The sequence below is a fragment of the Cupriavidus sp. FW216-B1 genome, from assembly GCF_058789195.1.
The window spans coordinates 69,058-91,769 of record NZ_JBYTEL010000011.1 but is presented as its reverse complement, the minus strand read 5'-3'; the positions used below and the strand labels follow the sequence as shown (position 1 = coordinate 91,769).

Sequence of the window (22,712 nt, the reverse complement as noted above, 5' to 3'; positions counted from 1 at the left end):
CGGGGTTGCATGAACCATTGTGCTGTCAGGTCCAGGCCGGGCGCCGCCCGTGCCGCATCGCCGCTCGCCGGCGCTTTCCGGGCTTCACGCGCCGCCGCTCGTGCGCGGCGCCTTCTTCCCACCCTGCTGCTAGGCGTCCTGCCCTGGTTCGGCGCGGTTCACGCGCAGACCGGCGTGGTGGCGCCGCCCCTGCCCACCGGCCGGGCCACCGCCTCCTCGCAGAGCGCGGCTGCCGAGGCTACCACTACCGAGTTCACGCTGTCCAACGGTATGCGCGTGATCGTCAAGGAAGACCACCGCGCGCCCACCGTGGCCCACCAGATCTGGTACCGGGTCGGCGGCATGGACGAGGTCAGCGGCACCACCGGCGTGGCGCACATGCTCGAGCACATGATGTTCAAGGGCACGCCCAAGGTGGGCATCGGCGAGTTCTCCAGGCAGATCGCCGAGCTGGGCGGGCGCGAGAACGCCATGACCAACCGCGACTTCACGCTCTATTACCAGCAGATCGGCAAGCAGTATCTGCCGCGCATGATGGAGCTGGAGGCCGACCGCATGGCCAACCTCATCATCCGCAAGGACGAGTTCGAGCGCGAGATGAAGGTGGTGATGGAAGAGCGCCGCCTGCGCACCGACGACTCCGCGCGCGGCACGGTCTACGAGCAGTTGCTGGCCACGGTGTTTACCGCCGCGCCGTACCGCCACCCGGTGATCGGCTGGATGGACGACCTCGTCAACATGCGCGTGGAAGACGTGCAGGCGTGGTACCGCGAATGGTACGTGCCCAACAACGCGCTGCTGATCGTCACCGGCGACGTCACCGCCGCCGAGGTGAAGACCCTGGCCGAGCGCACCTACGGCAAGCTCAAGCCGCGCCCGCTGCCGCTGCGCAAGACCCAGCTCGAAGCCGAGCAGAAGGGCATCAAGCGGATCTGGGTCAAGGCGCCGGCCGAGAATCCCTACGTGGTGCTGGCCTACAAGGTGCCGCGCCTGCACGACGTCGACAAGGACGTCGACCCCTACGCGCTCGAGGTCCTGGCCGCCGTGCTCAACGGCTACGACAACGCGCGCCTGACGCGCGACCTGGTGCGCGAGCGGCGCCTGGCGGACGACGTCAACGTCGGCTACGACAGCATCAACCGCGCGGAATCGATCATGGTGCTCGACGGCACCCCGGCCGCCGGCCACACCGCCGAGGAGATCGAGCGCGCGCTGCGCGACGAGGTCGCCCGCATCGCGCGCGACGGCGTCTCGCCCGAGGAGCTCAAGCGCGTCAAGGCGCAGGTCGTGGCCTCGCAGATCTACAAGCGCGACTCCGTGTTCGGGCAAGGCATGGAGATCGGCGTGGCGGAGATGGCCGGCATTTCGTGGCGCAAGCTCGACCGCATGCTGGAGCGCATCAAGGACGTCACGCCGGCGCAGGTGCAGGCCGTGGCCGCCAGGTATTTCAGCGACGACAACCTCACTGTGGCGACGTTGCTGCCCCAGCCGATCGATCCCAACAAGAAGCAGCAGGCGCCGGTCGATCCCGGCTCGCTGCGCTGAGTCACCAAGAGGACCGAAGATGCCTCTCTTTGCCCCGACGATCCCGTCGCCACGCCTGCTGCGCCGCCTCGCGGGCGTGGCCGGCGGCGCGCTGCTCGCGGCCGCCTCGCTGCTGGCCCCGCAGGCCGCGCAGGCCGCCATCCCGATCGAGCAGTGGACCACCTCCACCGGCGCGCGCGTCTATTTCGTGCGCAGCCCGTCCATTCCCATGCTGGACGTCAATATGGATTTCGACGCCGGCAGCCGCTATGACCCGCCCGGCAAGGCGGGGCTGGCCACGCTGGCGTCGGCCCTGCTCGACAAGGGCGCCGGCGCGCAGGACGGCCAGCCCGCGCGCGACGAAGCCCAGGTCGCCGACGCCTTCGCCGACACCGGCGCGGACTTCGGCGGCGCGGCCAGCAGCGACCGCGGCGGCATCGGCCTGCGCACGCTCACCAGCGAGCCCGAGCTGAGCCAGTCGCTCGCGCTCGCCGCGCAACTGGTCAAGGCGCCGGCCTACCCGGATGCCGTGGTCGCGCGCGAGAAGCAGCGCCTGATCACCGCCATCCGCGAAGCCGACTCCAAGCCCGGCGTGATCGCCGACAAGATGGTGTCGCGCGCGATCTATCCCGCGCATCCGTATGGCGTGTCCGCCACCGTGGCCTCGGTCGAGTCCATCACGCGGGCCGACCTGCAGCGCTTCTGGCACGACAACTTCGCCGCCTCGCGCGCCGTGGTGACGCTGATCGGCGCGATCGACCGCAAGCAGGCCGAGTCCATCGCCGAGGCGCTCACGCGCGGCCTGCCGGCCGGCGCCGCGCCGCCGGCCATGCCGCCGGTGCAGCTCGCCATCCCGGCCAGCGAGCAGCGCGTGCCGCATCCGGCGCAGCAGGCCACGGTGGCGATCGGCCAGCCCGCCATCGCGCGCGGCGATCCCGACTACTTCCCGCTGCTGGTGGGCAACTACGTGCTCGGCGGCGGCGGCTTCAGCTCGCGCCTGACCAACGAGGTGCGCGAGAAGCGCGGCCTGACCTACGGCGTGGACAGCTATTTCGCGCCGGCCAAGCAGGCGGGCCCGTTCGGCATCGGCCTGCAGACCAAGAAGGAGCAGACCAACGAGGCGCTGGCGCTGGTGCGCAAGGTGCTGGCGCAATACGTGGCCGAGGGCCCGACCGAGGCCGAGCTCAAGGCGGCCAGGGACAACCTCGTCAACGGCTTCCCGCTGCGCATCGACAGCAACCGCAAGCTGCTGACCAACGTGGCCAACATCGGCTGGTACGGCCTGCCGCTGGACTACCTGGACACCTGGACCGCGCAGATCGGCAAGGTGACGCGGGCGCAGGTGAAGGACGCCTTCCAGCGCCACGTGCATCCGGATGCGATGGCCACCGTGATCGTGGGCGGACCGGAATAAGACGTCGTTTCGGAAAGATCCTGGCCAGAATCGGCGGAACCGGCGGGGCAAGCGGAACAGGCGGAGCAAGACGGGCGCGCCGGGCGCGGAGCACGGGCGCGTTCGCAGGCTCTACAATCACGGCATGAATTCGCGTACCCGATCTCCTTCGCCCGCCGCCGGCGGGCCGTCCCCGGCGCCTGCCGCGCGGCGCTCGCCCGCGCAGGTCCGCATCATCGGCGGCAAGTGGAAGCGCACGCCGCTGCCCGTGCTCGACGCCGAAGGCCTGCGCCCCACGCCCGACCGCGTGCGGGAAACCCTGTTCAACTGGCTCGGCCAGGACATGTCCGGCCTGGCGTGCCTGGACCTGTTCGCCGGCTCCGGCGCGCTCGGCTTCGAGGCCGCCTCGCGCGGGGCGGTGCAGGTGACGATGGTGGAGGCCAATCCGCGCGTGGCCAAACAGTTGCGCGACAACCAGTACCGGCTCGACGCGCAGCAGATCCGCATCGTGCAGGGTGACGCATTCGCAACCGCGGCGCAGATGCCGGCGTCGAGCTTCGACGTGGTCTTCCTCGATCCGCCGTTCGCGCAGGACTGGCTGCGGCCCGCGCTCGAGCACGCGGCCAGGCTGTCGCGCCCGGGCGGCGCGGTCTACGTGGAGACCGACCGTGCGCTGAACGGCCCCGACGCGCCGGTGCCGGCCGCGCTGGAGATCGTGCGGCATGCGCGCGCGGGCGCGGTGCACTTCCATCTGCTGCAGCACCGGACCACCTGATCCGCCCGGCGCGATCGGCCCGATCCGCCCGGCGGGGCGCCGTGGCCGGCCATCGCACGCTGGATGCCGCACTGCCGCGAAACCGTCATCGGGCGGCTTGCAAGTGCTGCTTTTAGCGTTACACTACGCCGCTGTCGCCAACGCTCGTCACGCAGCCTCGGCTCCCAGCCCTCACCATAGCGGGCGGGGCCAAGCGGTCCATCCAGGACCGGCAACGGGCAGAACAAGGAGGAAGCATGGTCGTCGCGGTCTACCCCGGCACGTTCGATCCAATGACCCGGGGCCACGAGGATCTGGTGCGCAGAGCGTCCAACATCTTCGATGAGCTCGTGGTCGGTGTGGCGCATAGTCCCAACAAGCGCCCGTTCTTTTCGCTGGAAGAGCGCATCGGTATCGCCCGCGAGGTGCTGGGCCACTATCCCAACGTGCGCGTGGAAGGCTTCTCCGGCCTGCTCAAGGATTTCGTCCGCAAGAACAACGCCCGCGTGATCGTGCGCGGCCTGCGCGCCGTGTCCGACTTCGAGTACGAGTTCCAGATGGCGGGCATGAACCGCTACCTGCTGCCCGACGTGGAAACCATGTTCCTGACGCCGTCGGACCAGTACCAGTTCATCTCCGGCACCTTCGTGCGCGAGATCGCGGTGCTCGGCGGCGACGTCAGCAAGTTCGTATTCCCCTCGGTCGAGCGCTGGCTGAAAGAGAAAATCGGCAAAGCGGAATAGAATGGGGGCTTGCGACATGCGGACCGCGGCCGGCCGGGCGCGGCCCATGTCCGGCTGAAAGGAAACACGATGGCACTGATGATCACCGACGACTGCATCAATTGCGACGTTTGTGAGCCGGAGTGCCCGAACGAAGCCATTTCGATGGGGCCCGAGATCTACGAGATCGACCCCAACAAATGCACGGAATGCGTCGGACACTTCGATGAACCGCAATGCCAGCAGGTCTGCCCCGTGGCTTGCATCCCGCACGATCCGGCCAGGGTCGAGTCGCGCGAGACGCTGATGGGGCGCTACCGCCTGCTGACGGCGGCCAAGCGCGCCGCCTGAAGCCACACGGCCAGGCAGCCTGTTCGGCGGCAAAAAACCCCGGCACCGGAAGGTGGCGGGGTTTTTTGTTGGGTGCTTGTTGGGTGCTTGTTGGGCATCCCGCGCGCGTGATGCCGGCGCGGCGCTCAGCGGCCCGTGTGCAGCTCCAGCATGGCGCGCTCGCTCTCGCCCCTGGCCAGCAGCGACAGCGGCGCGATGCTGCGGTCGATGGCCTCGTCGATGGCCTGCTGCTCCTCGCGGCGCGGCGGCTTGAGCACATAATTGATCACGTCCTCGCGCCCGCCCGCGCCGCCCGGCGCGTTGCGCGGATGGCCCACGCCCAGGCGCAGCCGCCAGTAGTCCTGCGTGGTCAGGTGCGCGGCGATGTCCTTGAGGCCGTTGTGGCCGCCGGCGCCGCCGCCGCGCTTGAGCTTGACCGCGCCCGGCGGCAGGTCCATCTCGTCGTGGGCGACCAGGATCTCGTCGGGCAGGATCTTGTAGAAGCGCGCCAGCGACACCACCGACAGCCCCGAGCGGTTCATGAAGGTGGACGGCTTGAGCAGCCAGATGTCCTGGTCCCACAGGCGCGCGCGCGCGGCCAGCCCGTGGAAGCGGCCTTCCACGCGCAGCGTGGCGCCGCCCATGCGGGCAAGCTGGTCGACCAGCCAGAAGCCGGCGTTGTGGCGGGTGGCTTCGTATTCCGCCCCGGGATTGCCGAGGCCGACGATGAGTTTGATCATGCGTGCACTACGTGGGTGAGGGCGGCCAGAGGCCAAGCATACGCGAAACGGCATGGGGACCGGCACGCGAAAAAAAACCGCCGGACACGCCGGCGGCTCTTTCTTGCCATTGCTGGAGCGCGGCCCGCGGGCCGCGCTCAGGCAACTCAGGCAGCGGGCGTTTCGCCGCCTTCGGCAGCTTCCGCGACGCCACCGGCCGGCAGCGAGATGCTGGCGACGGCGGGGTTTTCGTCACCGTGGGTGATGGCGCTCACGCCCTTCGGCAGCTTCACGTCCGACAGGTGCAGGGTCTGGCCCAGCTCGCCCGCGCCCAGGTCCACCTCGATGAACTCGGGCAGGTCGGCCGGCAGGCACGACACTTCCAGTTCGTTCAGGATGTGGTTGACGATGCCGTGGCCCAGCTTCACGCCCGGGGCGTTTTCCTGGTTGACGAAGTGCAGCGGCACCTTCACGTGGATCTTGTCCGAGGCCGACACGCGCTGGAAGTCGACGTGCAGCACCAGCGGCTTGAACGGGTGCATCTGGAACGCGCGCAGCAGGGCCTTCTCGGCCTTGCCTTCCACTTCGAGGTCGAGGATCGACGAGTGGAACGCTTCCTTCTTCAGCGCGTGGAACAGCGCGTTGTGATCGAGTTCGATCATCTTGGGTTCGGCAGCGCCGCCATAGATGATGCCCGGGGTCTTGCCGGCGTTGCGCAGGCGGCGGCTCGCACCCGTTCCCTGTACGCTACGCTCGAAAGCTACGACTTTCATGATGACTCCAAATGTAAGAGGGCTGTCCGCGACCAGACAGCCCGATGAACCGGCAGGAAAGGGCTATTCGCCCCTGCCTGCCACAGTAAAGCCTTGAATTCTATCAGGAATCGGCAAACAGCGACATGATCGAGTCGCCCTTGACGATCCGGGTAAAGGTTTCGGCCAGCAGCGGCGCGGTCGACAGCTGGCGGATCTTGCCGGACTGGATGGCGTCGTCGCGCAGCGGGATGGTGTCGCACACCACCACTTCGTCCAGCTCGGAATCCGCGATGCGGGCAGCGGCACCGCCCGACAGCACCGGATGGGTGCAATAGGCGAAGACCTTCTGCGCGCCGCGCTCCTTGAGCACCTGGGCCGCCTTGCACAGCGTGCCGCCGGTGTCGATCATGTCGTCCATGATCACGCAGTTGCGGCCGTCGACTTCACCGATGATGTTCATCACCTCGGCCACGTTGGCCTTGGGGCGGCGCTTGTCGATGATGGCCAGGTCGCAGTTGAGCTGCTTGGCCAGCGCACGGGCGCGCACCACGCCGCCGACGTCGGGCGAGACCACCAGCAGGTCGCCGTAGTTCTTCTCGCGCAGGTCGCCCAGCAGGACCGGCGAGGCGTAGATGTTGTCGACGGGGATGTCGAAGAAGCCCTGGATCTGGTCGGCGTGCAGGTCCATCGTCAGGATGCGGTCGACGCCGGCGACTTCCAGCATGTTGGCCACCACCTTGGCCGAGATCGCGACGCGCGCCGAGCGCGGGCGGCGATCCTGGCGGGCATAGCCGAAGTAAGGCATGGCGGCGGTGATGCTGCGTGCCGAGGCGCGCTTGAGCGCGTCGACCATCACCATCAGTTCCATCAGGTTGTCGTTGGTCGGCGCGCAGGTGGACTGCAGCACGATGACGTGCTTGCCGCGAACGTTTTCCTGGATTTCGACTTGGACTTCGCCGTCGGAGAACCGGCCCACCTGTGCCTTCCCAAGGGGAATGCCGAGGTGCTGCACGACAGCCTCCGCGAGTTTGGGGTTGGCGTTGCCGGTAAAAACCATCAAGCCTTCGCTGCTCATTCGGTGCACCTGTCTTGCTGCTGGGGGGGACGACCGTCACCGGCTAGTGCCGGTGACGTATTCTGCGGATCTGCGAGGAATGTAATGGCAGGGGAAGAAGGATTCGAACCTTCGAATGCCGGAATCAAAATCCGGTGCCTTGACCAACTTGGCGACTCCCCTACACAACCGGGTCCGTCCATCGTCACATACAGCCAGCGTGACGCCGAACGAAAAACTATCAAGCGAGCGCTGCGAGCGGGTGGCGGGACAAACTCCTCGCACACTTGCCATCCCATCCGGGTGGCAACCGTTCCAGTACCTGCTGCGCCGTCTGCTCGTCATCAAACCGTGCAAACACGCAGGCGCCGGATCCGGTCATCCTTGCATGGGGACTGTATTGTCTCAACCATTCAAGGGCTCGGGCAACTTCGCCGAACTTCGCCGTTGCTATCGTTTCCAGATCGTTGCGACCGAAAGCGAATTTGTTTGTGCAAGCAGCGAAGACCGCAACTATAGAGATCGGCGTATCCCTTGTCAAGCGCCCGTCCGAAAAAATTTCCGGGGTCGGGACGTGCTGGCGCGGATGGACGATCACGAACCAGCTCTCGGGCAGCTCGACCGTGGCCAGTTCCTCGCCGATGCCCTGCGCGAAGGCATTCTCGCCGTGCAGGAAGAACGGCACGTCGGCGCCGAGCGTCAGGCCGATGCGCTTGAGTTCCTCGCGCGGCAGGCCCAGGCCCCACAGGTGGTTGAGCGCCATCAGCGTGGTGGCCGCGTCGGACGAGCCGCCGCCGATGCCGCCGCCCATCGGCAGCCGCTTGTCGATGGCGATGTCGGCGCCGAACGCGGTGCCGCCGGCCTGCTGCAGCGCGCGCGCCGCGCGCACGATCAGGTCCGAGTCGGCCGGCACGCCGGGCACCTCGGTGACGCGCTCGATGCGGCCGTCGTCGCGGCGGCGGAAGTCCAGCGTGTCGCTCCAGTCCACCAGCTGGAACACGGTCTGCAGCGTGTGGTAGCCGTCGGAGCGGCGCCCGGTCACGTGCAGGAAGAGATTGAGCTTGGCGGGCGCGGGGCAGCCGCGCAGTTCGGGCGGGGGCAGGGTGCGGGCAGTGTTCATTGGGCCTGTTCCGGGTCGATCACGAGGCGGACCGACAAGGGGTTGCTGTCGCCGTCGCGCGCGAGGTCGATGCGGCGCGGCTGCTGTGCGGCCGCATCCTGCCACGCGACGTAGCGCACGGTCCAGCCGTTCTGCGCCAGCGTGGCCAGGCGCCCGCTGTCGTCGCGCGTGGCGCGCGCGGGCGTGCCCGGCGCGGGCCGGCCGTACAGCCAGTCGCGCATGCCGGCCACCGGCAGCGAGAAGCCGAGGGCTTCCTCCAGCAGCGTGTCCACCTCGGGCGCGTTGCGCGGCGGCTGGTTGGGCAGGTCGAGCGTGGCGCCGGACGGCGTGGAAGTCACCACGGCCAGGGTCTGGCCCAGCGGCGAGATCAGGTCGAGCCGCACGTTGCGGCCCTGCTCATGCCACTGGAAGCTGCCCTGCACGCCTTCGTCGCGGCCGTAGCGCACGTAGCTGGCGGCAAAGCGGCCCTTGAGGTCGCGCGCCTGCGCGGCCTCGCCGGTGTCGAACTGGCGGGTGGGCGTGATGCTGGCGCAGGCCGCGAGCCAGAGGGGCGCGGTCAGGCACAGCAGGGCTAGGCGTCGGGATATGGGCATGGGTGTCTGGCGCCCGCGCCGGCGGCGCGGGCGGCGGGCCTTCCTCCCGGCGCGGGCCGGAAGGAAGCGGGTGGATCATCGGACGCGGCGAACAGAGGCGAACGTCGGCGAAGGCAGGCGTGGGCCTACTTGGACAGCGCCGACAGCGGCACGTTGTAGCGGCGCAGGGTGTCGATCAGGATCACGTTGTCCGGCTCGATCTTGGCGGCTTCGGTCCAGGTCTTGCGCGCCTCGTCCTGCTGGCCGAGCTGCCAGAGGACCTCGCCCAGGTGGGCGCCGATCTCGGCCTCGGGCGCCCGGGCGTAGGCGTTGCGCAGCAGTTCGGCGGCCGGCTGGAGCTGGCCCAGGCGGAATTTGACCCAGGCCAGGCTGTCCATGATGTAGGGATCGTCCGGGCCCAGCGCCGAAGCCTTCTCGAGCAGCTGCAGCGCCTCGGGCAGGCGCACGTTGCGGTCGGCCAGCGAGTAGCCGAGCGCGTTGTAGCCCTGCTTCTGCTCGGGCTGCATGGCGATCACCCGGCGCAGCAGCGTCTCCATGCTGTCGTAGCGCTTCTCGCGCTCGTCGAGCATGGCCAGCTCGTAGACCCAGTCGGAGTTGTCGGGCTCGGCCGTGGTCCGCTCTTCCAGCACCTTGCGGGCGCGGCCGTAGGCCTTGGCGTCGAGCAGCATGCCGACCTCGGCCTGGCGTATCGCGGTCATGCGCTGGGCGCGCTGGTCCGGCTCGGCGATGTCCTCGCTGTCGGCCAGCATGTCGTTGAAGACGGCCTGGGCATCGTCGAGCTTGCCCATGCGGCCCAGCAGCTGCGCGCGCTTCACCGCGGCGGCTGGCGCCAGGCGGCTGTCGTCGATGCGGTCGAGCCAGGCCACCGCGGCCGGGTAGTCCTTCTTTTCCTCGGCGATCTGCGCCAGGTACTGGTAGGCGATGTCCGGGCTGGCGGTCGGCACCTGGCCGGCCAGCTGCAGGTATTCCTTCAGGTACTGCTCGGCCTCGTCGTAGCGCTTGGACTGCAGACTGGTCAGGCCGAGCGCGAGCGGCACGCGCGGGTCCTTCGGCGCGATCTTGCGCAGGGTCTCGAACTCGGCGCGCGCGGCCTGCAGGTCGTTCTGCTGCAGGTACAGGCGGGCCAGCGTGATGTGGCCGTTGATCGAGACCGGCGCCTTGTCGACGAAGGCTTTCAGTCCGGCGATGGCCTGGTCGGGCGCGCCGTCCGCGCGCAGCTCGGCGGCCATCAGCGCGGCCGCCTCGTAGTCGGGCCGCATGCGCAGCGTCTGGTCGAGCTCGGTCAGCGCGCCGGGGATGTCGTTGGCGGCTTCCCTGGCGCGGGCCAGCGCGAGGTGGGTCTCGGCCGAGCCCATGTCGTTGGCCACCAGGCGCCGCAGCAGGGCGGCGGCGCCGGCCGGGTCGCTGGTGCGCGAGAGCTGCTGCTGCATCTGCAGGATCGCGTCCGGCCGGTGGCCCGGCGGCACGCCATTGAGCTGCAGCGCGAGCAGCGGCTCGGCCTCGTCCCAGCGGGCGCTCAGCACCAGCAGGGTGGACAGCACCTGGCGCGCGCCCGCTGAAGTGGGCGCAAGCTCGGTCCACAGGCGCGCGGCCTCCAGCGCCTGCGGGGCGCTGCGCGCGTTGAACGCGATCTCGGTGGCGCGCTGGGCGAAGCGCGGGTCGCGCGTGTTGCGGGCCAGTTCCAGGTAGGTCTGGTAGGCCGGGCCGATCACGCCGCGCTGCACGGAAATCTCCGCGGCCAGCACGCGGTACAGGATGTCGCCGGTCAGCGGCACCGCCGGCAGCGGCATCTTGGGCGGCAGCGGGTTGGAGCGGGCCGGCGCCGGCGCGGCTTCCGCGGCGAGCGTGAGCGGACGGGCGTCGGCGGCATGGCCGGCGAGCGGAGCCAGGGCGCAGACCGCCAGCGCGGCCGCGGCGATGGCCGCCAGCCTGTGACGCAGGGGCCGCCGGGCCGGCCGGGCAAGGATGGAGTCAGCGGGGGTCATCGAGGTACGGTCCAGACGGTCCGACATGTGGGTGGGTGCTCCAGCACGCAAAAGCGCAGATGCGATGGGATAGTTAAGGGCATTGTAGCCTGCCGTTACAATGCCTTGCTTGTCCGCGTGGCGCCAGCCGGCATGGGGCTTCTGGCGGTTTGAGTGGCTTGGAAGGGAGAGGTTCGATGCCTGAGTTGCCGGAGGTCGAAGTGACCCGGCGCGGCTTGCTGCCGCACGTGGTCGGCCGGCGTATCGCCGAGGTCGTAGTGCGCCATCGCGGCCTGCGCTGGCCGGTGGAAACCGGGCTGGAGGCGCAACTGGCCGGGCGCGTGGTCGCGCGCATCGAGCGGCGCGGCAAGTACCTGCTGCTGGAGTGCGTGCGGGCGGCCCCGCACGATGATGGGGCGCCGGGCCCGGCCGCCGTGGCGGGTCCGGCGCCTGGGTCGCCGCCCGGCGGCGAGCGCGGCTGGCTGCTGATCCACCTCGGCATGACCGGCACGCTGCGGGTGCTGCCGCAGGCGCCGCCGCCGGGCGCGCACGACCACCTCGACCTGGTCCTGGCCGGGGCGGACGGAGATGGCGCCGCGGCGCCGCTCGTGCTGCGCTTTCGCGATCCGCGCCGCTTCGGCGCGGTGCTGTGGAGCGCGCTGGCGGAGGCCGAGCTCGAGACCCATCCGCTGCTGCGCGGGCTCGGCATCGAGCCTTTCGACGCGCGCTTCGACGGCGCCTGGCTGCACCACCACGGGCGCGGCCGCAGCGCGGCCATCAAGACCGTGCTGCTGGCCGGCAACATCGTGGTCGGCGTGGGCAACATCTACGCCTCCGAGAGTTTGTTCGCCGCCGGCATCCGCCCGACCACGCCGGCCGGGCGGCTGTCGCTGGCGCGCTGCGAGCGGCTGGCCGCGGCCGTGCGCGACACGCTGGCGCGCGCCATCGAGCGCGGCGGCAGCACCCTGCGCGATTTCGTCGGCAGCGACGGCAGCAGCGGCTACTTCCAGCTCGACTGCGCGGTGTACGACCGCGCCGGCCATCCGTGCCGGGTGTGCGGCACGACCATCCGGCAGATCGTGCAGGGCCAGCGCTCCACCTTCTATTGCCCGACCTGCCAGCGTTGAGCGGCGCCCGACGAAGTGCTTCGCGGGCGTCTTGCGGCTGGTGCCGCGCGTACCCGATGGGCCGGCGCAACACCGCGGCCCGCGGGCGCTTCTAATTTCACAAAAGTGCGCCGGAAACCTGTATCTTCGATAACGTAAAAAAGTGTTACAGAATACACAGCCGAATACTCAGCCCCTGCGCCGGCGCGAGCCGGCGTAGACGCCTGCGCCAGGCCCGTGATGCCGCCGCGGGGGCTGATCGCTCAAGATCCCAGTACCAATGACAACCCTCGCCCTTCAATTCGAACAGTACGGCGCCTGGAGAACCGGGGTACTCGATTCCCTGGCTGAATTCCGTGGCTGGCTGCAGCAGCACGACCTCTACGACGCCCAGGCCGACGAGCGCGCGCAGCGCATCCAGAGCGTGCTCAAGAGCGACCGGCTCAAGGTGGCGTTCATCGCCGAGTTCTCGCGCGGCAAGAGCGAACTGATCAACGCGATCTTCTTCGCCGACTACGGCCGGCGCATCCTGCCGTCGTCGGCCGGGCGCACCACCATGTGCCCGACCGAGCTGCGCTACGACGAGACCGAGGCGCCCTGCATCCGCCTGCTGCCGATCGAGACGCGCCTGCAGGAAGCCTCCACCGCCGACTTCCTCGACGTCGACTCGCACTGGCACACCGTGCCGCTCGACCCGTCCTCGCCCGACGGCATGCTCGACGCCTTCCGCCACGTGATCGAGACCAGCCGCGTCACGCGCGAGATGGCCGAGTCGCTGGGCCTGTACAACGACAAGGACCCCGACGCCGCCTACGCGCTCGACGCCGACGGCATGGTCGAGATCTCGCGCTGGCGCCACGCGGTGATCAACTTCCCGCATCCGCTGCTGCGCCAGGGCCTGGTGATCCTCGACACGCCGGGCCTCAACGCCATCGGCACCGAGCCGGAACTGACGCTGCGCCTGATCCCCGATGCGCACGTGGTGGTGTTCATGCTGGCCGCCGACGCCGGCGTTACCAAGAGCGACCTCGACCTGTGGCGCAGCCATGTCAGCGCGGGGCACCGCAAGGGCTGCCTGGCGGTGCTCAACAAGATCGACGGCCTGTGGGACCCGCTCAAGTCGCCGGCCGAGACCGCCGCGGAGATCACGCGCCAGGTCACCTCCAGCGCGCAGGTGCTGGGCATCGACGAGGCGCGCGTCTACCCGGTGTCGGCGCAGAAGGGCCTGGTCGCCAAGGTGACGCACGACGACGACCTGCTCGTGCGCAGCGGCCTGCCGCAGTTCGAGCACGTGCTGTCGGACCAGTTGATCCCGCAGCGGCGCGAGATCGTCGCCGACCAGGTGCAGCGCGCCGTCGAGGAGATGGCGCGCGGCGCGCAGCAACTGCTGCAGAGCCGCCGCCGCAGCATCGTCGAGCAGTTGTTCGAGCTGCGCGGGCTGCGCGGCAAGAACCACGCGATGGTCAAGCACATGCTCTCGCGCGTGCAGTCCGAGAAGGAGGAGTTCGAGCAGAGCATCGCCAAGTTCCAGGCGCTGCGGCTGGTGTTCGGCCGGCATAGCGCCGACATCATCAAGAGCCTGCAGTTGCGCGACGTGCGCAGCACCATGCGCGAGCGCCGCGAGCAGATGAAGGAGCGCTTCTTCTCGCGCGGCCTGCGCGAGGACATGGACAGCCTGTTCGCGCGGCTGGTCGAGCTGGTCAGCGAGGCCGACCAGAAGATCGCCCAGCTGCACCAGCTCACCGACAGCATGTACCGCCGCTTCAATGCCGAGCACGGCTTCACGCTGCCGGCGCCGATCCAGTTCGTCACCGCGCGCTACGTCAGCGAGCTGCAGGCCACGCTGGCGCTGGCCAACACGCATTTCGGCGCCATGAGCATGCTCACGCGCTCGCGTCCGCAGCTGGTGCAGAGCGCGTTCTCGACCATCGCCAGCCGCGTGCTGGAGACCTTCCGCGACCTCAACCGCGACATCGAGATCTGGCTCAAGTCGGTGATGACGCCGCTCGAGGCGCAGGTGCGCGAGCACCAGAAGCAGCTGCGCCGCCGCGTCGATTCGATCGAGCGCATCCACGAAGCCACCGACACGCTCGAGAGCCGCATCGCGCAGCTCGAGGAAGTGCTCAACGGCCTGGACGACCGCAGCGGGCGCATCGAAGCCTATGCCCGGCAGATCCTGCGGCCCGAGAGCAGCGGCCACGCGCGGGCGGCGGCCTGAAGGCAGTCTGTCGGCAGTCTGAAGGCGGCATGAAGCAGCGCGGCCCGCGGGCCGCGCCGCGGGAGGCGGTATCATGACGCGCCGCCGCTTCCGGCGCCGCCTTTGCCCGCCACGTCCCCGATGCCCCGCAAGTCCGCCGTCCTGTCCGCCGATATTCCCGCCACTGTAGCCCGGCCTGCCGCCGGCGTTCCCACCGATTTCGCCGCCCGCGTGGTGGCGTGGCAGCGCGTGCACGGGCGCCATGACCTGCCGTGGCAGAACACGCGCGACCCGTATCGCATCTGGCTGTCGGAGATCATGCTGCAGCAGACCCAGGTCAGCGCGGTGATCGAATACTTCCAGCGTTTCGTCGGCCGCCTGCCCACCGTGGCCGCGCTGGCCGAGGCGAGCGCGGACGAGGTGATGGCGCTGTGGGCGGGGCTCGGCTACTACTCGCGCGCGCGCAACCTGCACCGCTGCGCCAAGGCCGTGATGAGCGAGCACGGCGGCGTGTTCCCGAGCGACCCCGAAGTCCTGGTGACGCTGCCCGGCATCGGCCGCTCGACCGCGGCGGCGGTGGCGGCCTTCAGCGCCGGCGTGCGCTCGCCCATCCTCGACGGCAACGTCAAGCGCGTGTTCGCCAGGTTCTTCGGCATCCACGGACATCCCGGCGTCAAGGCGGTCGAGACCCGCATGTGGCAACTGGCCGGCGAGGTGCTGCCCGCCCAAGGCCCCGCGCAGTCCGAGGACATGGTGTCCTACACCCAGGGCCTGATGGACCTCGGCGCCACCATCTGCTCGCGCGGCAAGCCCGCCTGCCTGGGTAGCGCCGCGGCCTGTCCGCTGTCCGCCGACTGCGTGGCGCGCCGCGACGGCCTTACCGCCGCGCTGCCCACGCCCAAGCCGCGCGCCGCCATCCCCGAGCGCAGCACCGTGATGCTGCTGCTGCGGCGCGGCCGCGAGATCCTGCTCGCGCTGCGCCCCGACAGCGGCATCTGGGGCGGCCTGTGGAGCCTGCCCGAGATGCCGGTCGACACCGTGCCCTTCGACGCCGAGCAGGCCGAGGACGCCGCGCTCGAACGCGCCCGCGCGTTCGGCACGCCCGGCCGCGCCGAACTGGTCGGCGAGCTCACCCACGTCTTCACCCACTTCCGTCTGCTGATCCGCGCCATCCGCGTGGACATGACCGCGCTGGCCATGCGCGACGGCGGCGATGGCCCCGCGCTGCGCTGGATCTCGCTGGACGACCTGGATGAAGTCGGCACGCCAGCGCCGGTGCGCAAGCTGCTCGAAACGCAAGCGCAAAGCGGCCTGTTCTGATGGTTTGATCAGCGCCCCGAAGGTGCGAAGAAATCGCGGCGCCTGCCACGGCCCGCGCAGCAGATTTATTCGCGCCTTCGCTACAGGATGTGGTGTTGGTGCATGTACTTGTGGACGATCTCGATCCGCATCCCCGCGTCCGGCAGCGCCATCAGCATCTGCTTGGCCTTGAGCGGCACCGGCAGCAGCTCGCACAGGCGGTTCGCCACCCAGCTCGGGTCGTCCCACAGGAAGGGCTCGCAGAAAGGCAGCTTGCCCGGGTGCTCGGCATGCAGCGCGCCGACGATGCGGCGTAGCACGGCCAGGCATTCGCCCAGCAGTTCCAGCTTGCAGTCGATGATGTCCGGCGGCAGCAGCCTGGCCTGCCCGACCAGCAGGCCGTTGTCGCGCACGGTGTAGCTGAGCAGCTCGAAGCGCTGCCGGCCGCGCGTGCTGATCAGCAGCACGCCGAGCTGCTCCATGTTGCAGTCGATGATGTCGGCCAGGCAGCCGACGGTTTCCGGCACGGTGGGCTCGTCGGGGCGGGCCACCTCGCTGCCGCTGGCGATCAGGCACACGCCGAACGGCGCGCGGTCGCGCATGCAGGCGCGCACCATGTCGACGTAGCGCGCCTCGAACACGCGCAGCGGCAGCAGGCCGTCGGGGAACAGCACGGTGTTCAGCGGGAACAGCGGCAGGCTATCCAGCGTGGGCGGCGCCGATGTGGCGGACAGGGAAGGCGAGGCGGATGGGCCGGGTGCGGCGGGCGTGGCGCGTGAGGACATGCTGAGCCAGCAAAGGTTGCGGGCGGGCAGCGGTGCCGGGCACCGGCTGCCGGGGCCGGGCCGCGAAGGCGGGCGCGGCAGCGTGTATCAGCCGCCCGGCGCGAGCTCGCGGTGTCTCACCAGCACATTACCATGCGCGCGGAAATAGTTGGCAAGTCTTTCGGCGATGTAGACCGAACGGTGCTGGCCGCCGGTGCAGCCGATGGCCACGGTCAGGTAGCTGCGGTTGTCGGCGATGAAACTCGGCAGCCACTTTTCGACGTAGGCGCGGATGTCCTCGGCCATCGCCAGCACCATCGGCTGGCTCTGCAGGAAGTCGATCACCGGCGCGTCGCGCCCGGTCAGCGGGCGCAGGGCGAGGTCGTAGTACGGATTGGGCAGCGAGCGCACGTCGAACACCATGTCCGCGTCGCTGGGCACGCCGTGCTTGAAGCCGAACGACTCGAACAGCAGCGTGAGCTGCAGGCCGTCTTCGCGCACGAATTCCTTGATCCAGGCGCGCAGCGTGTTGGTGCGCACGTTGCTGGTGTCGATGCGGTGCGCGGCCTCGGCCAGCGGGCTGAGCAGCTCGCGCTCCATCTCGATCGCCTCGACCAGCGAGGTGTCGTTGAGCGGCGCGGCAGCGGCGACATTGTCTGCATTGTTCTCGCCGGCCGCGCCGGGCTTCTCCGTGCGCATGGACAGCGGGTGGCGCCGCCGCGTCTCCGAGTAGCGCTGCACCAGCGCGTCGGTATTGGCGGTCAGGAACACCACGCGGACCTGGTGCTCGGCCGCGAGGTCGCGCAGCGTGCCCGGCAGCTGGTCGAGCGATTCGCGGCTGCGGATGTCGGTGGCGACGCCCAGGTGCGTGTAGCCCTGGGACGCGAGATAGCGCGCCAGTTCGGGGATGAACTGCGCTGGCAGGTTGTCGACGCAGTAGTAGCCCGCGTCTTCCAGTACGTTCAGGGCGACCGACTTGCCGGAGCCGGAAATTCCGGTGATAAGTATGATGCGCATAGCGTCACAAGCATAACATCAGGGGAATGACGCCGTCATGACGGCGCGGGCGCCAAGAAAAATGGCGAACCGGGGTTCGCCATTCGACTGCGTGCCTTGCCGCAAGGGCGGCCCTTTTACTTGGACAGGCAATCCTTCATGAAGGCCTTGCGCTCGTCGCCCTTCTTGCCGGTGGCGTCCTTGTTGCACGCCTTCATCTTTTCCTGCTGGCTGTTGCCGGGCGCCGCCGCCGGCTTGTTCGACAGGCAGCCCTTCATGAAGGTCTTGCGCTCGTCGCCCTTCTTGCCGGAAGCCTGGGTGTTGCAGGCCTTCATCTTGTCCTGCTGGGTGTTGGCGGCTGCGGGTGCCGCCGCGGGGGCGGCGGGTGCGGCGGGGGCCGCAGCCGTCTGGGCAAACGCCACGCTGGCGAACAGCGGGGCTACCAGCGCGCACATCGCGATCATCTTCTTCATGCTTGCTCTCCTGGCTGTGGAAAACGTCATGGCCGCCGGCCTGTCGGCGCGGCGGCTCGGGGTGGGCTCGATGCCCATTACAGCACAAAACGGACGATGTCCCAAAGCCGTTGACGGCCTGGACCCGCAAGCAATGTAAGCAAATGAAAAACCGCGCGGGGCGGGCGCGCTTTCTGCGCGCGCGCGCCCGCGCTCCCGGCGCTTCAGAGCAGCCGGCCCTGGCCGCGCGCGACCACGTCGGCCTGCATCGCCGCGCGCTGGCGGTCCATGAAGTCGCGCAGCGTGTCGATGCCGCGCAGGCGCAGGATGGTGTTGCGCACGGCGGCCTCGACCAGCACGGCGAGGTTGCGGCCGGCCGCCACCTGGATCTTGACCATGTGGATCGGCAGGCCGAGCACGTCGAGGTATTGCGAATCGAGCGGCAGGCGCTCGAACTCGCCGTCGTTGCGGCGCACGAGCTGCACCACCAGCTTCATCTTCATCTTCCGGCGCACCGCGGTCTCGCCGAAGATGGTCTTGATGTCGAGCAGGCCCAGTCCGCGCACCTCGAGCAGGTTCTGCAGCAGCGGCGGGCAGCGGCCTTCGATGAAGTCCGGCCCCAGGCGCACGAAGTCCACCGCGTCGTCGGCCACCAGCCCGTGTCCGCGCGAGATCAGTTCCAGGCCGAGCTCGCTCTTGCCCAGGCCCGACTCGCCCATGATCAGCACGCCCATGCCGAGGATGTCGAGGAACACGCCGTGCATGGTCACGCGCGGCGCGGAGATCCGCGAGAGATAGAGCCGCAGGTGGTCGATCACCGCGGCCGAGGACACCGGCGTGGTGAACAGCGGCGTGGACGAGCGCGTGCAGCGCAGTTCCAGGTCGGGCGGCGGCTCCATGCCGTCGGCGATCACCAGGAACGGCGGCTCGAGCAGGATCAGCTCGCCCATCTGGCGCTTGCGCATCTCGTCGTCGAGGCGCTGGTAGTAGGTGATCTCCGGCTTGCCGAGCACCTGGATCCGGTTCGGGTGGATCAGGTTCAGGTGGCCGACGAGGTCGGCGGCGGAGGTGGCTTCGCGCGCGAACTCGACGTCGAAGGCGCGGTCCGCGCCTTCCAGCCCAGCAACCCAGGAGAGTTTGATGTCGGCTGCGTTGTCGTCGAAGATCGACTGCGAGGTGACGCCAGTGAGTTCCATGCGGCTACTTTCGGGGGACGGGCTTTCAGGCCGGGCGGGCCGTCGCCCGGCGTGCCGGGTGGCGGCTGCCCAGGCGGGTCAGGGATGCCATTGCGTCAGCAACTGGTGCACGGCATCGGAAGTGGGCAGGGTGGCGAGTCCTTCGCGCATTTCGCGGTCGGACAGCAGCTGGGCGATCTCGGAGAGGATTTCCAGGTGTTGCTGGGTGGCCTGCTCGGGCACCAGCAGGAAGATCAGCAGCGATACCGGCTTGCCGTCCGGCGACTCGAACGGGATCGGCTCGGCCAGGCGCATGAAGCCGGCCAGCGGCTGCTTCAGGCCCTTGATGCGGCCGTGCGGAATGGCCACGCCGGCGCCGAGGCCGGTCGAGCCCAGCGATTCGCGGGCAAACAGGTTGTCGGTCACGGTGGCGCGCGCTACGCCGTGGTTGTTCTCGAAGAGGAGCCCGGCCTGTTCGAACACCCGCTTCTTGCTGGTGACGCTGACGTCGAGGTTGATGTTGCCGGGTGGCAGCAATTTAGCCAAACGATTCATGTGGAATGCGCAGGTTTTTCTAGTAAGCAGGCCCGGGGCCGGCAGGGGGGCGCGCCAGGCAAAAAGGGGATGAAAAGGCCGGTGCCGGCTCATACCCGCATTGCACCGGTTGTCCCATGCCGGTGTCGGGCGTCTGGCCATTATAGAGCAGGCCCGCCCCCGCCTTGTGCATCGCAATAGCCCGTGCGCGGAAGCGGTGCCGCGCGCATGCCCGGAATCGCTGAACCACCGTTCATGTATTGCGCAGCATACACCGGCGGCGGGGCGTTGCGGAATCCCCTTGTGGCATTGCGCAACGGCCGCCGGCGCGAGGGTGGACACGAAAGCGGACGGCGCAAAAAAGCCGCGCAACGGGCGCGGCTTGTTCTGGTTCAAGGGACTGACACCGGCGGCCCCCTTGGCGGGCCGCCAGGCACGGTCATTGCTGCATCTGCGATGCGGCCATCTGGTACTTGACCGCGTCGCGGTCGTGGCTCTGCACGCGATCCTTGTGGCGAATCACCTGCCGGTCGAGCTTGTCGACCAGTGCGTCGATGGCGGCATACAGGTCTTCGTGATGCGCCTCGACAAAGATGTCCTTGCCCTTGAGATGTAGATTGATTTCCGCATACTGCCGCCGGTCCTTTTCTTTTGTATTGTCGACAGAGAGCAGCACGCTTACGCCAATGACTTGATCGAAATGCCTGACGATACGCTCCAGTTTCGTTTCCACGTACTCACGCAGCGGGGGCGTGATGTCCAAGTGGTGTCCACTGATCTTGAAGTTCATAGCGTTTCTCCTTCTGAAAGAGCCACACCAGGCAGGCGGTGCGGCTCGGCTACAAAGTCTTGCGGAGATTGACGGCAGGGATTTTCAGCGCTTCACGGTATTTGGCCACGGTTCGCCGGGCCACCACGAAGCCTTGCTCGCCGAGCAGTTCGGCGATCCTGCTGTCCGACAGGGGGTTCCTGGGGTCTTCGGCTCCTATGAGTTGCTTGATCAACGCCCTGATTGCCGTTGATGAGGCCGCGCCGCCGGTTTCCGTGGATACGTGACTGCCGAAGAAGTACTTCAGCTCGAAAGTCCCCATCGGCGTTGCCATGTATTTATTGGTTGTCACCCGAGAGATGGTGGACTCGTGTAAACCCAGTGTATCGGCAATCTCCCGCAAAACCAAGGGGCGCATCGCAATTTCCCCGTGGGTGAAGAAGTTCTTTTGACGTTCGACAATCGCTTGTGCGACGCGCAATATGGTGTCGAAGCGCTGCTGGATATTCTTGATGAGCCAGCGCGCTTCCTGCAGCTTCTGCTGCAGCCCGGCCGCGCCGGAGTCGCCTTTTGCGCCGCGCAGGATCTGCGCGTACATGTCGTTGATGCGTAGCCGCGGCATCACATCCGGGTTGAGCTGCGCGATCCAGCCGCCGCTCATTTTCCGCACGAACACGTCGGGCACGACGAAGTCGGCCTCGGGGCGGCTGTAGGCATGGCCGGGGTAGGGCGCGAGCGAGCGGATCAGCTCGTGCGCGGCCTTGAGGTCGGCCTCGTCGACCTGCAGCGCCTTCTTCAGGCGCGTGTAGTCGCGCACCGCGAGCAGCTCGAGATGGCTGGTGACGATGGTCAGGGCCAGCTCGCGCTGCGGATGCTTGAGCCGGCGCAGCTGCAGCGCCAGGCATTCGGCAGCGTTGCGCGCGCCCACGCCGGCGGGGTCGAAGCTCTGCAGCAGCGTGAGGATGGCGTGCACCTCGTCGAGCTCGAATTCGAGCTCCTCGGGCAGCTCCGTGCAGATTTCCTCGAGCGAGGCGCTCAGGTAGCCGTCGTCGTCGAGCGACTCGATCAGGAAGATGGCCAGGCCCTTGTCGCGCATGGAGATCTTCAGCGGGGCGAGCTGCTCCATCAGGTGCTCGCGCAGCGTGGGCTCCGCGTCGCGCAACTGCATCGGGGTCTTTTCGTCCTCGTCGCCCTGCGGGCGGCGGGCGAAGTCGTCCAGGCTCCAGTCGTTGCCGTAGTCCTCGCCGCTGTCGCTGTAGCTGTCCTCGCTGTCGGCGGCGCCGTCGGCGCGGTTCTCGCTGGTGCCCTGGCCGTCGGCGGGGGCCGGCGCGGGCGCGCTCTGCAGGTTGACCGAGCCGTCGGCGGCCACGCGCAGCGGGCTTTCGATCCAGTCGTTCTCGCGTTCGAGCAGCGGATTCTCGGTCAGGGCCTGTTCCACTTCCTGCTGCAGTTCGAGCGTGGACAGTTGCAGCAGGCGGATCGACTGCTGGAGTTGCGGCGTGAGCGCGAGATGTTGCGAGAGGCGGAGCTGTAGCGACGGTTTCATGCGAGCTATTTTATGCCCAACTTCCGTACTGGTGGAACGGAAATTGCTATCGCTGGCGTCGCCGTGATCGTTTGCGGGGCGAAAGGCGGCATGAACGCCGCCTCGCGGGTGTCCCCGCGTGCCCCTCCCGCGGCTACATGCGGAAGTTCTCGCCCAGGTAGACCTTGCGCACCGACTCGTTGGCGATGATGTCTTCCGGCTGCCCGGACGCCAGCACCGTGCCTTCGCTGATGATGTAGGCGTGGTCGCAGATGCCCAGCGTCTCGCGCACGTTGTGGTCGGTGATCAGCACGCCGATGTTGCGCGCCTTGAGGAAGCTGACGATGCGCTGGATCTCGCCCACCGCGATCGGGTCCACGCCGGCGAACGGTTCGTCGAGCAGGATGAAGCGCGGCGCGGAGGCCAGCGCGCGCGCGATTTCCACGCGGCGGCGCTCGCCGCCCGACAGCGACAGCGCCGGGTTGTCGCGCAGGTGGGCGATCTGCAGGTCGTCGAGCAGGGTGTCCAGGCGCCGCTCGATCTCGGCCTTGGCCAGCGGCTTGCCGTCGTGGACCTGCAATTCCAGCACGGCGCGGATGTTCTCCTGCACGTTGAGCTTGCGGAACACCGACGCTTCCTGCGGCAGGTAGGACAGGCCCATGCGGGCGCGCTCGTGGATGGCCAGGCCGCTGATGTGCTTGTCGTCGAGCACGATGTCGCCCTCGTCCAGCGCCACCAGCCCGACGATCATGTAGAACGAGGTGGTCTTGCCCGCGCCGTTGGGGCCGAGCAGGCCCACCACCTCGCCGCTCTTCACGTCGAGCGACACGTCCTTGACCACCGTGCGCGAGCCGTAGCGCTTCTTCAGGTGGCGCACGACGAGCGTGCTGCTTTCGGTCAGGACGTTGGTCGCGGACGACGGTTCGGTCAAGGTAGCGGTCATGAAGGCGTGAATCCGTGGGTCGGC

General features: G+C 68.6%; 22 protein-coding genes and 1 tRNA gene. 8 read left to right on the top strand and 15 right to left on the bottom strand.

The genetic code is table 11. The features are described from left to right. Positions 1-9: 9 nt before the first annotated feature. From AC3WXD_RS21965 to AC3WXD_RS21945, 5 genes are all read left to right on the top strand, one after another. The gene (locus AC3WXD_RS21965; protein WP_059410402.1) at positions 10-1,545 is read left to right on the top strand and encodes a M16 family metallopeptidase; all 1,536 of its coding nucleotides are present in this window, start codon (positions 10-12) and stop codon (positions 1,543-1,545) included. A 19-nt stretch (positions 1,546-1,564) separates the two neighbouring features. Beyond that, positions 1,565-2,938 (top strand): M16 family metallopeptidase, encoded by a 1,374-nt coding sequence (locus AC3WXD_RS21960; RefSeq protein ID WP_020202652.1) that lies wholly within the window; start codon positions 1,565-1,567, stop codon positions 2,936-2,938. Between the two features lie 124 nt (positions 2,939-3,062). Further along, complete coding sequence (gene rsmD / locus AC3WXD_RS21955) at positions 3,063-3,692, top strand: 16S rRNA (guanine(966)-N(2))-methyltransferase RsmD (protein ID WP_197090298.1); 630 nt, start codon at positions 3,063-3,065, stop codon at positions 3,690-3,692. Between the two features lie 236 nt (positions 3,693-3,928). Then, positions 3,929-4,414: a pantetheine-phosphate adenylyltransferase gene (coaD, locus tag AC3WXD_RS21950; protein ID WP_020202654.1), complete on the top strand. Its 486-nt coding sequence runs from the start codon at positions 3,929-3,931 to the stop codon at positions 4,412-4,414. Between the two features lie 69 nt (positions 4,415-4,483). Continuing rightward, positions 4,484-4,744 carry a YfhL family 4Fe-4S dicluster ferredoxin gene (locus tag AC3WXD_RS21945; protein WP_020202655.1) on the top strand — a complete coding sequence of 87 codons (261 nt, stop codon included), beginning with the start codon at positions 4,484-4,486 and terminating at the stop codon, positions 4,742-4,744. Positions 4,745-4,869: 125 nt separating this feature from the next. Here AC3WXD_RS21945 and pth read toward each other — a convergent pair whose 3' ends face one another. From pth to AC3WXD_RS21910, 7 genes are all read right to left on the bottom strand, one after another. After that, positions 4,870-5,463, bottom strand: a complete 594-nt coding sequence (gene pth, locus AC3WXD_RS21940; RefSeq protein WP_020202656.1) for an aminoacyl-tRNA hydrolase — start codon at positions 5,461-5,463, stop codon at positions 4,870-4,872. Positions 5,464-5,609: 146 nt separating this feature from the next. Continuing rightward, the gene (locus AC3WXD_RS21935; RefSeq protein ID WP_020202657.1) at positions 5,610-6,215 is read right to left on the bottom strand and encodes a 50S ribosomal protein L25/general stress protein Ctc; all 606 of its coding nucleotides are present in this window, start codon (positions 6,213-6,215) and stop codon (positions 5,610-5,612) included. Positions 6,216-6,318: 103 nt separating this feature from the next. Beyond that, a complete protein-coding gene (locus AC3WXD_RS21930) occupies positions 6,319-7,272 on the bottom strand; it encodes a ribose-phosphate pyrophosphokinase (RefSeq protein WP_020202658.1) in 954 nt (317 codons plus the stop codon). 85 nt (positions 7,273-7,357) lie between these two features. Further along, positions 7,358-7,434, bottom strand: a tRNA-Gln gene (locus tag AC3WXD_RS21925). Between the two features lie 58 nt (positions 7,435-7,492). Beyond that, a complete protein-coding gene (gene ispE, locus AC3WXD_RS21920) occupies positions 7,493-8,371 on the bottom strand; it encodes a 4-(cytidine 5'-diphospho)-2-C-methyl-D-erythritol kinase (protein ID WP_492324699.1) in 879 nt (292 codons plus the stop codon). Beyond that, on the bottom strand, positions 8,368-8,964 hold the full coding sequence (lolB, locus tag AC3WXD_RS21915; RefSeq protein WP_454730858.1) for a lipoprotein insertase outer membrane protein LolB: 597 nt from the start codon (positions 8,962-8,964) through the stop codon (positions 8,368-8,370). The genes ispE and lolB overlap by 4 nt, the downstream gene beginning before the upstream one ends. Before the next feature lie 125 nt (positions 8,965-9,089). Next, the gene (locus AC3WXD_RS21910) at positions 9,090-10,976 is read right to left on the bottom strand and encodes a tetratricopeptide repeat protein (RefSeq protein WP_020202661.1); all 1,887 of its coding nucleotides are present in this window, start codon (positions 10,974-10,976) and stop codon (positions 9,090-9,092) included. Between the two features lie 149 nt (positions 10,977-11,125). Here AC3WXD_RS21910 and mutM point away from each other — a divergent pair, with 149 nt between their 5' ends. The 3 genes from mutM (at position 11,126) to mutY (ending at position 15,551) form a co-directional block, all read left to right on the top strand. Next, positions 11,126-12,055 (top strand): bifunctional DNA-formamidopyrimidine glycosylase/DNA-(apurinic or apyrimidinic site) lyase, encoded by a 930-nt coding sequence (gene mutM / locus AC3WXD_RS21905; protein ID WP_492324698.1) that lies wholly within the window; start codon positions 11,126-11,128, stop codon positions 12,053-12,055. Positions 12,056-12,314: 259 nt separating this feature from the next. After that, on the top strand, positions 12,315-14,252 hold the full coding sequence (locus AC3WXD_RS21900) for a dynamin family protein (RefSeq protein WP_020202663.1): 1,938 nt from the start codon (positions 12,315-12,317) through the stop codon (positions 14,250-14,252). 120 nt (positions 14,253-14,372) lie between these two features. Next, entirely contained in the window at positions 14,373-15,551 is a 1,179-nt protein-coding gene (mutY, locus tag AC3WXD_RS21895) for an A/G-specific adenine glycosylase (RefSeq protein WP_492324697.1), read from the top strand. Positions 15,552-15,631: 80 nt separating this feature from the next. On the opposite strand, the gene AC3WXD_RS21890 is transcribed toward mutY, so the two are convergent. The 8 genes from AC3WXD_RS21890 to lptB form a co-directional block, all read right to left on the bottom strand. Next, on the bottom strand, positions 15,632-16,315 hold the full coding sequence (locus AC3WXD_RS21890; RefSeq protein ID WP_059410406.1) for an LON peptidase substrate-binding domain-containing protein: 684 nt from the start codon (positions 16,313-16,315) through the stop codon (positions 15,632-15,634). Positions 16,316-16,402: 87 nt separating this feature from the next. Continuing rightward, positions 16,403-17,311 (bottom strand): RNase adapter RapZ, encoded by a 909-nt coding sequence (rapZ, locus tag AC3WXD_RS21885; RefSeq protein ID WP_020202666.1) that lies wholly within the window; start codon positions 17,309-17,311, stop codon positions 16,403-16,405. A gap of 116 nt (positions 17,312-17,427) precedes the next feature. Further along, entirely contained in the window at positions 17,428-17,763 is a 336-nt protein-coding gene (locus AC3WXD_RS21880) for a PsiF family protein (protein ID WP_020202667.1), read from the bottom strand. A 203-nt stretch (positions 17,764-17,966) separates the two neighbouring features. Continuing rightward, positions 17,967-18,938, bottom strand: coding sequence for an HPr(Ser) kinase/phosphatase (gene hprK / locus AC3WXD_RS21875; protein ID WP_020202668.1), 972 nt, complete (start codon positions 18,936-18,938; stop codon positions 17,967-17,969). Positions 18,939-19,016: 78 nt separating this feature from the next. Continuing rightward, the gene (gene ptsN / locus AC3WXD_RS21870) at positions 19,017-19,472 is read right to left on the bottom strand and encodes a PTS IIA-like nitrogen regulatory protein PtsN (protein WP_029043533.1); all 456 of its coding nucleotides are present in this window, start codon (positions 19,470-19,472) and stop codon (positions 19,017-19,019) included. Positions 19,473-19,890: 418 nt separating this feature from the next. Further along, a complete protein-coding gene (gene hpf, locus AC3WXD_RS21865; protein WP_020202670.1) occupies positions 19,891-20,241 on the bottom strand; it encodes a ribosome hibernation-promoting factor, HPF/YfiA family in 351 nt (116 codons plus the stop codon). A 49-nt stretch (positions 20,242-20,290) separates the two neighbouring features. After that, on the bottom strand, positions 20,291-21,766 hold the full coding sequence (locus tag AC3WXD_RS21860) for an RNA polymerase factor sigma-54 (protein WP_020202671.1): 1,476 nt from the start codon (positions 21,764-21,766) through the stop codon (positions 20,291-20,293). A 133-nt stretch (positions 21,767-21,899) separates the two neighbouring features. Further along, positions 21,900-22,688 (bottom strand): LPS export ABC transporter ATP-binding protein, encoded by a 789-nt coding sequence (lptB, locus tag AC3WXD_RS21855; RefSeq protein ID WP_020202672.1) that lies wholly within the window; start codon positions 22,686-22,688, stop codon positions 21,900-21,902. Positions 22,689-22,712: the final 24 nt, after the last annotated feature.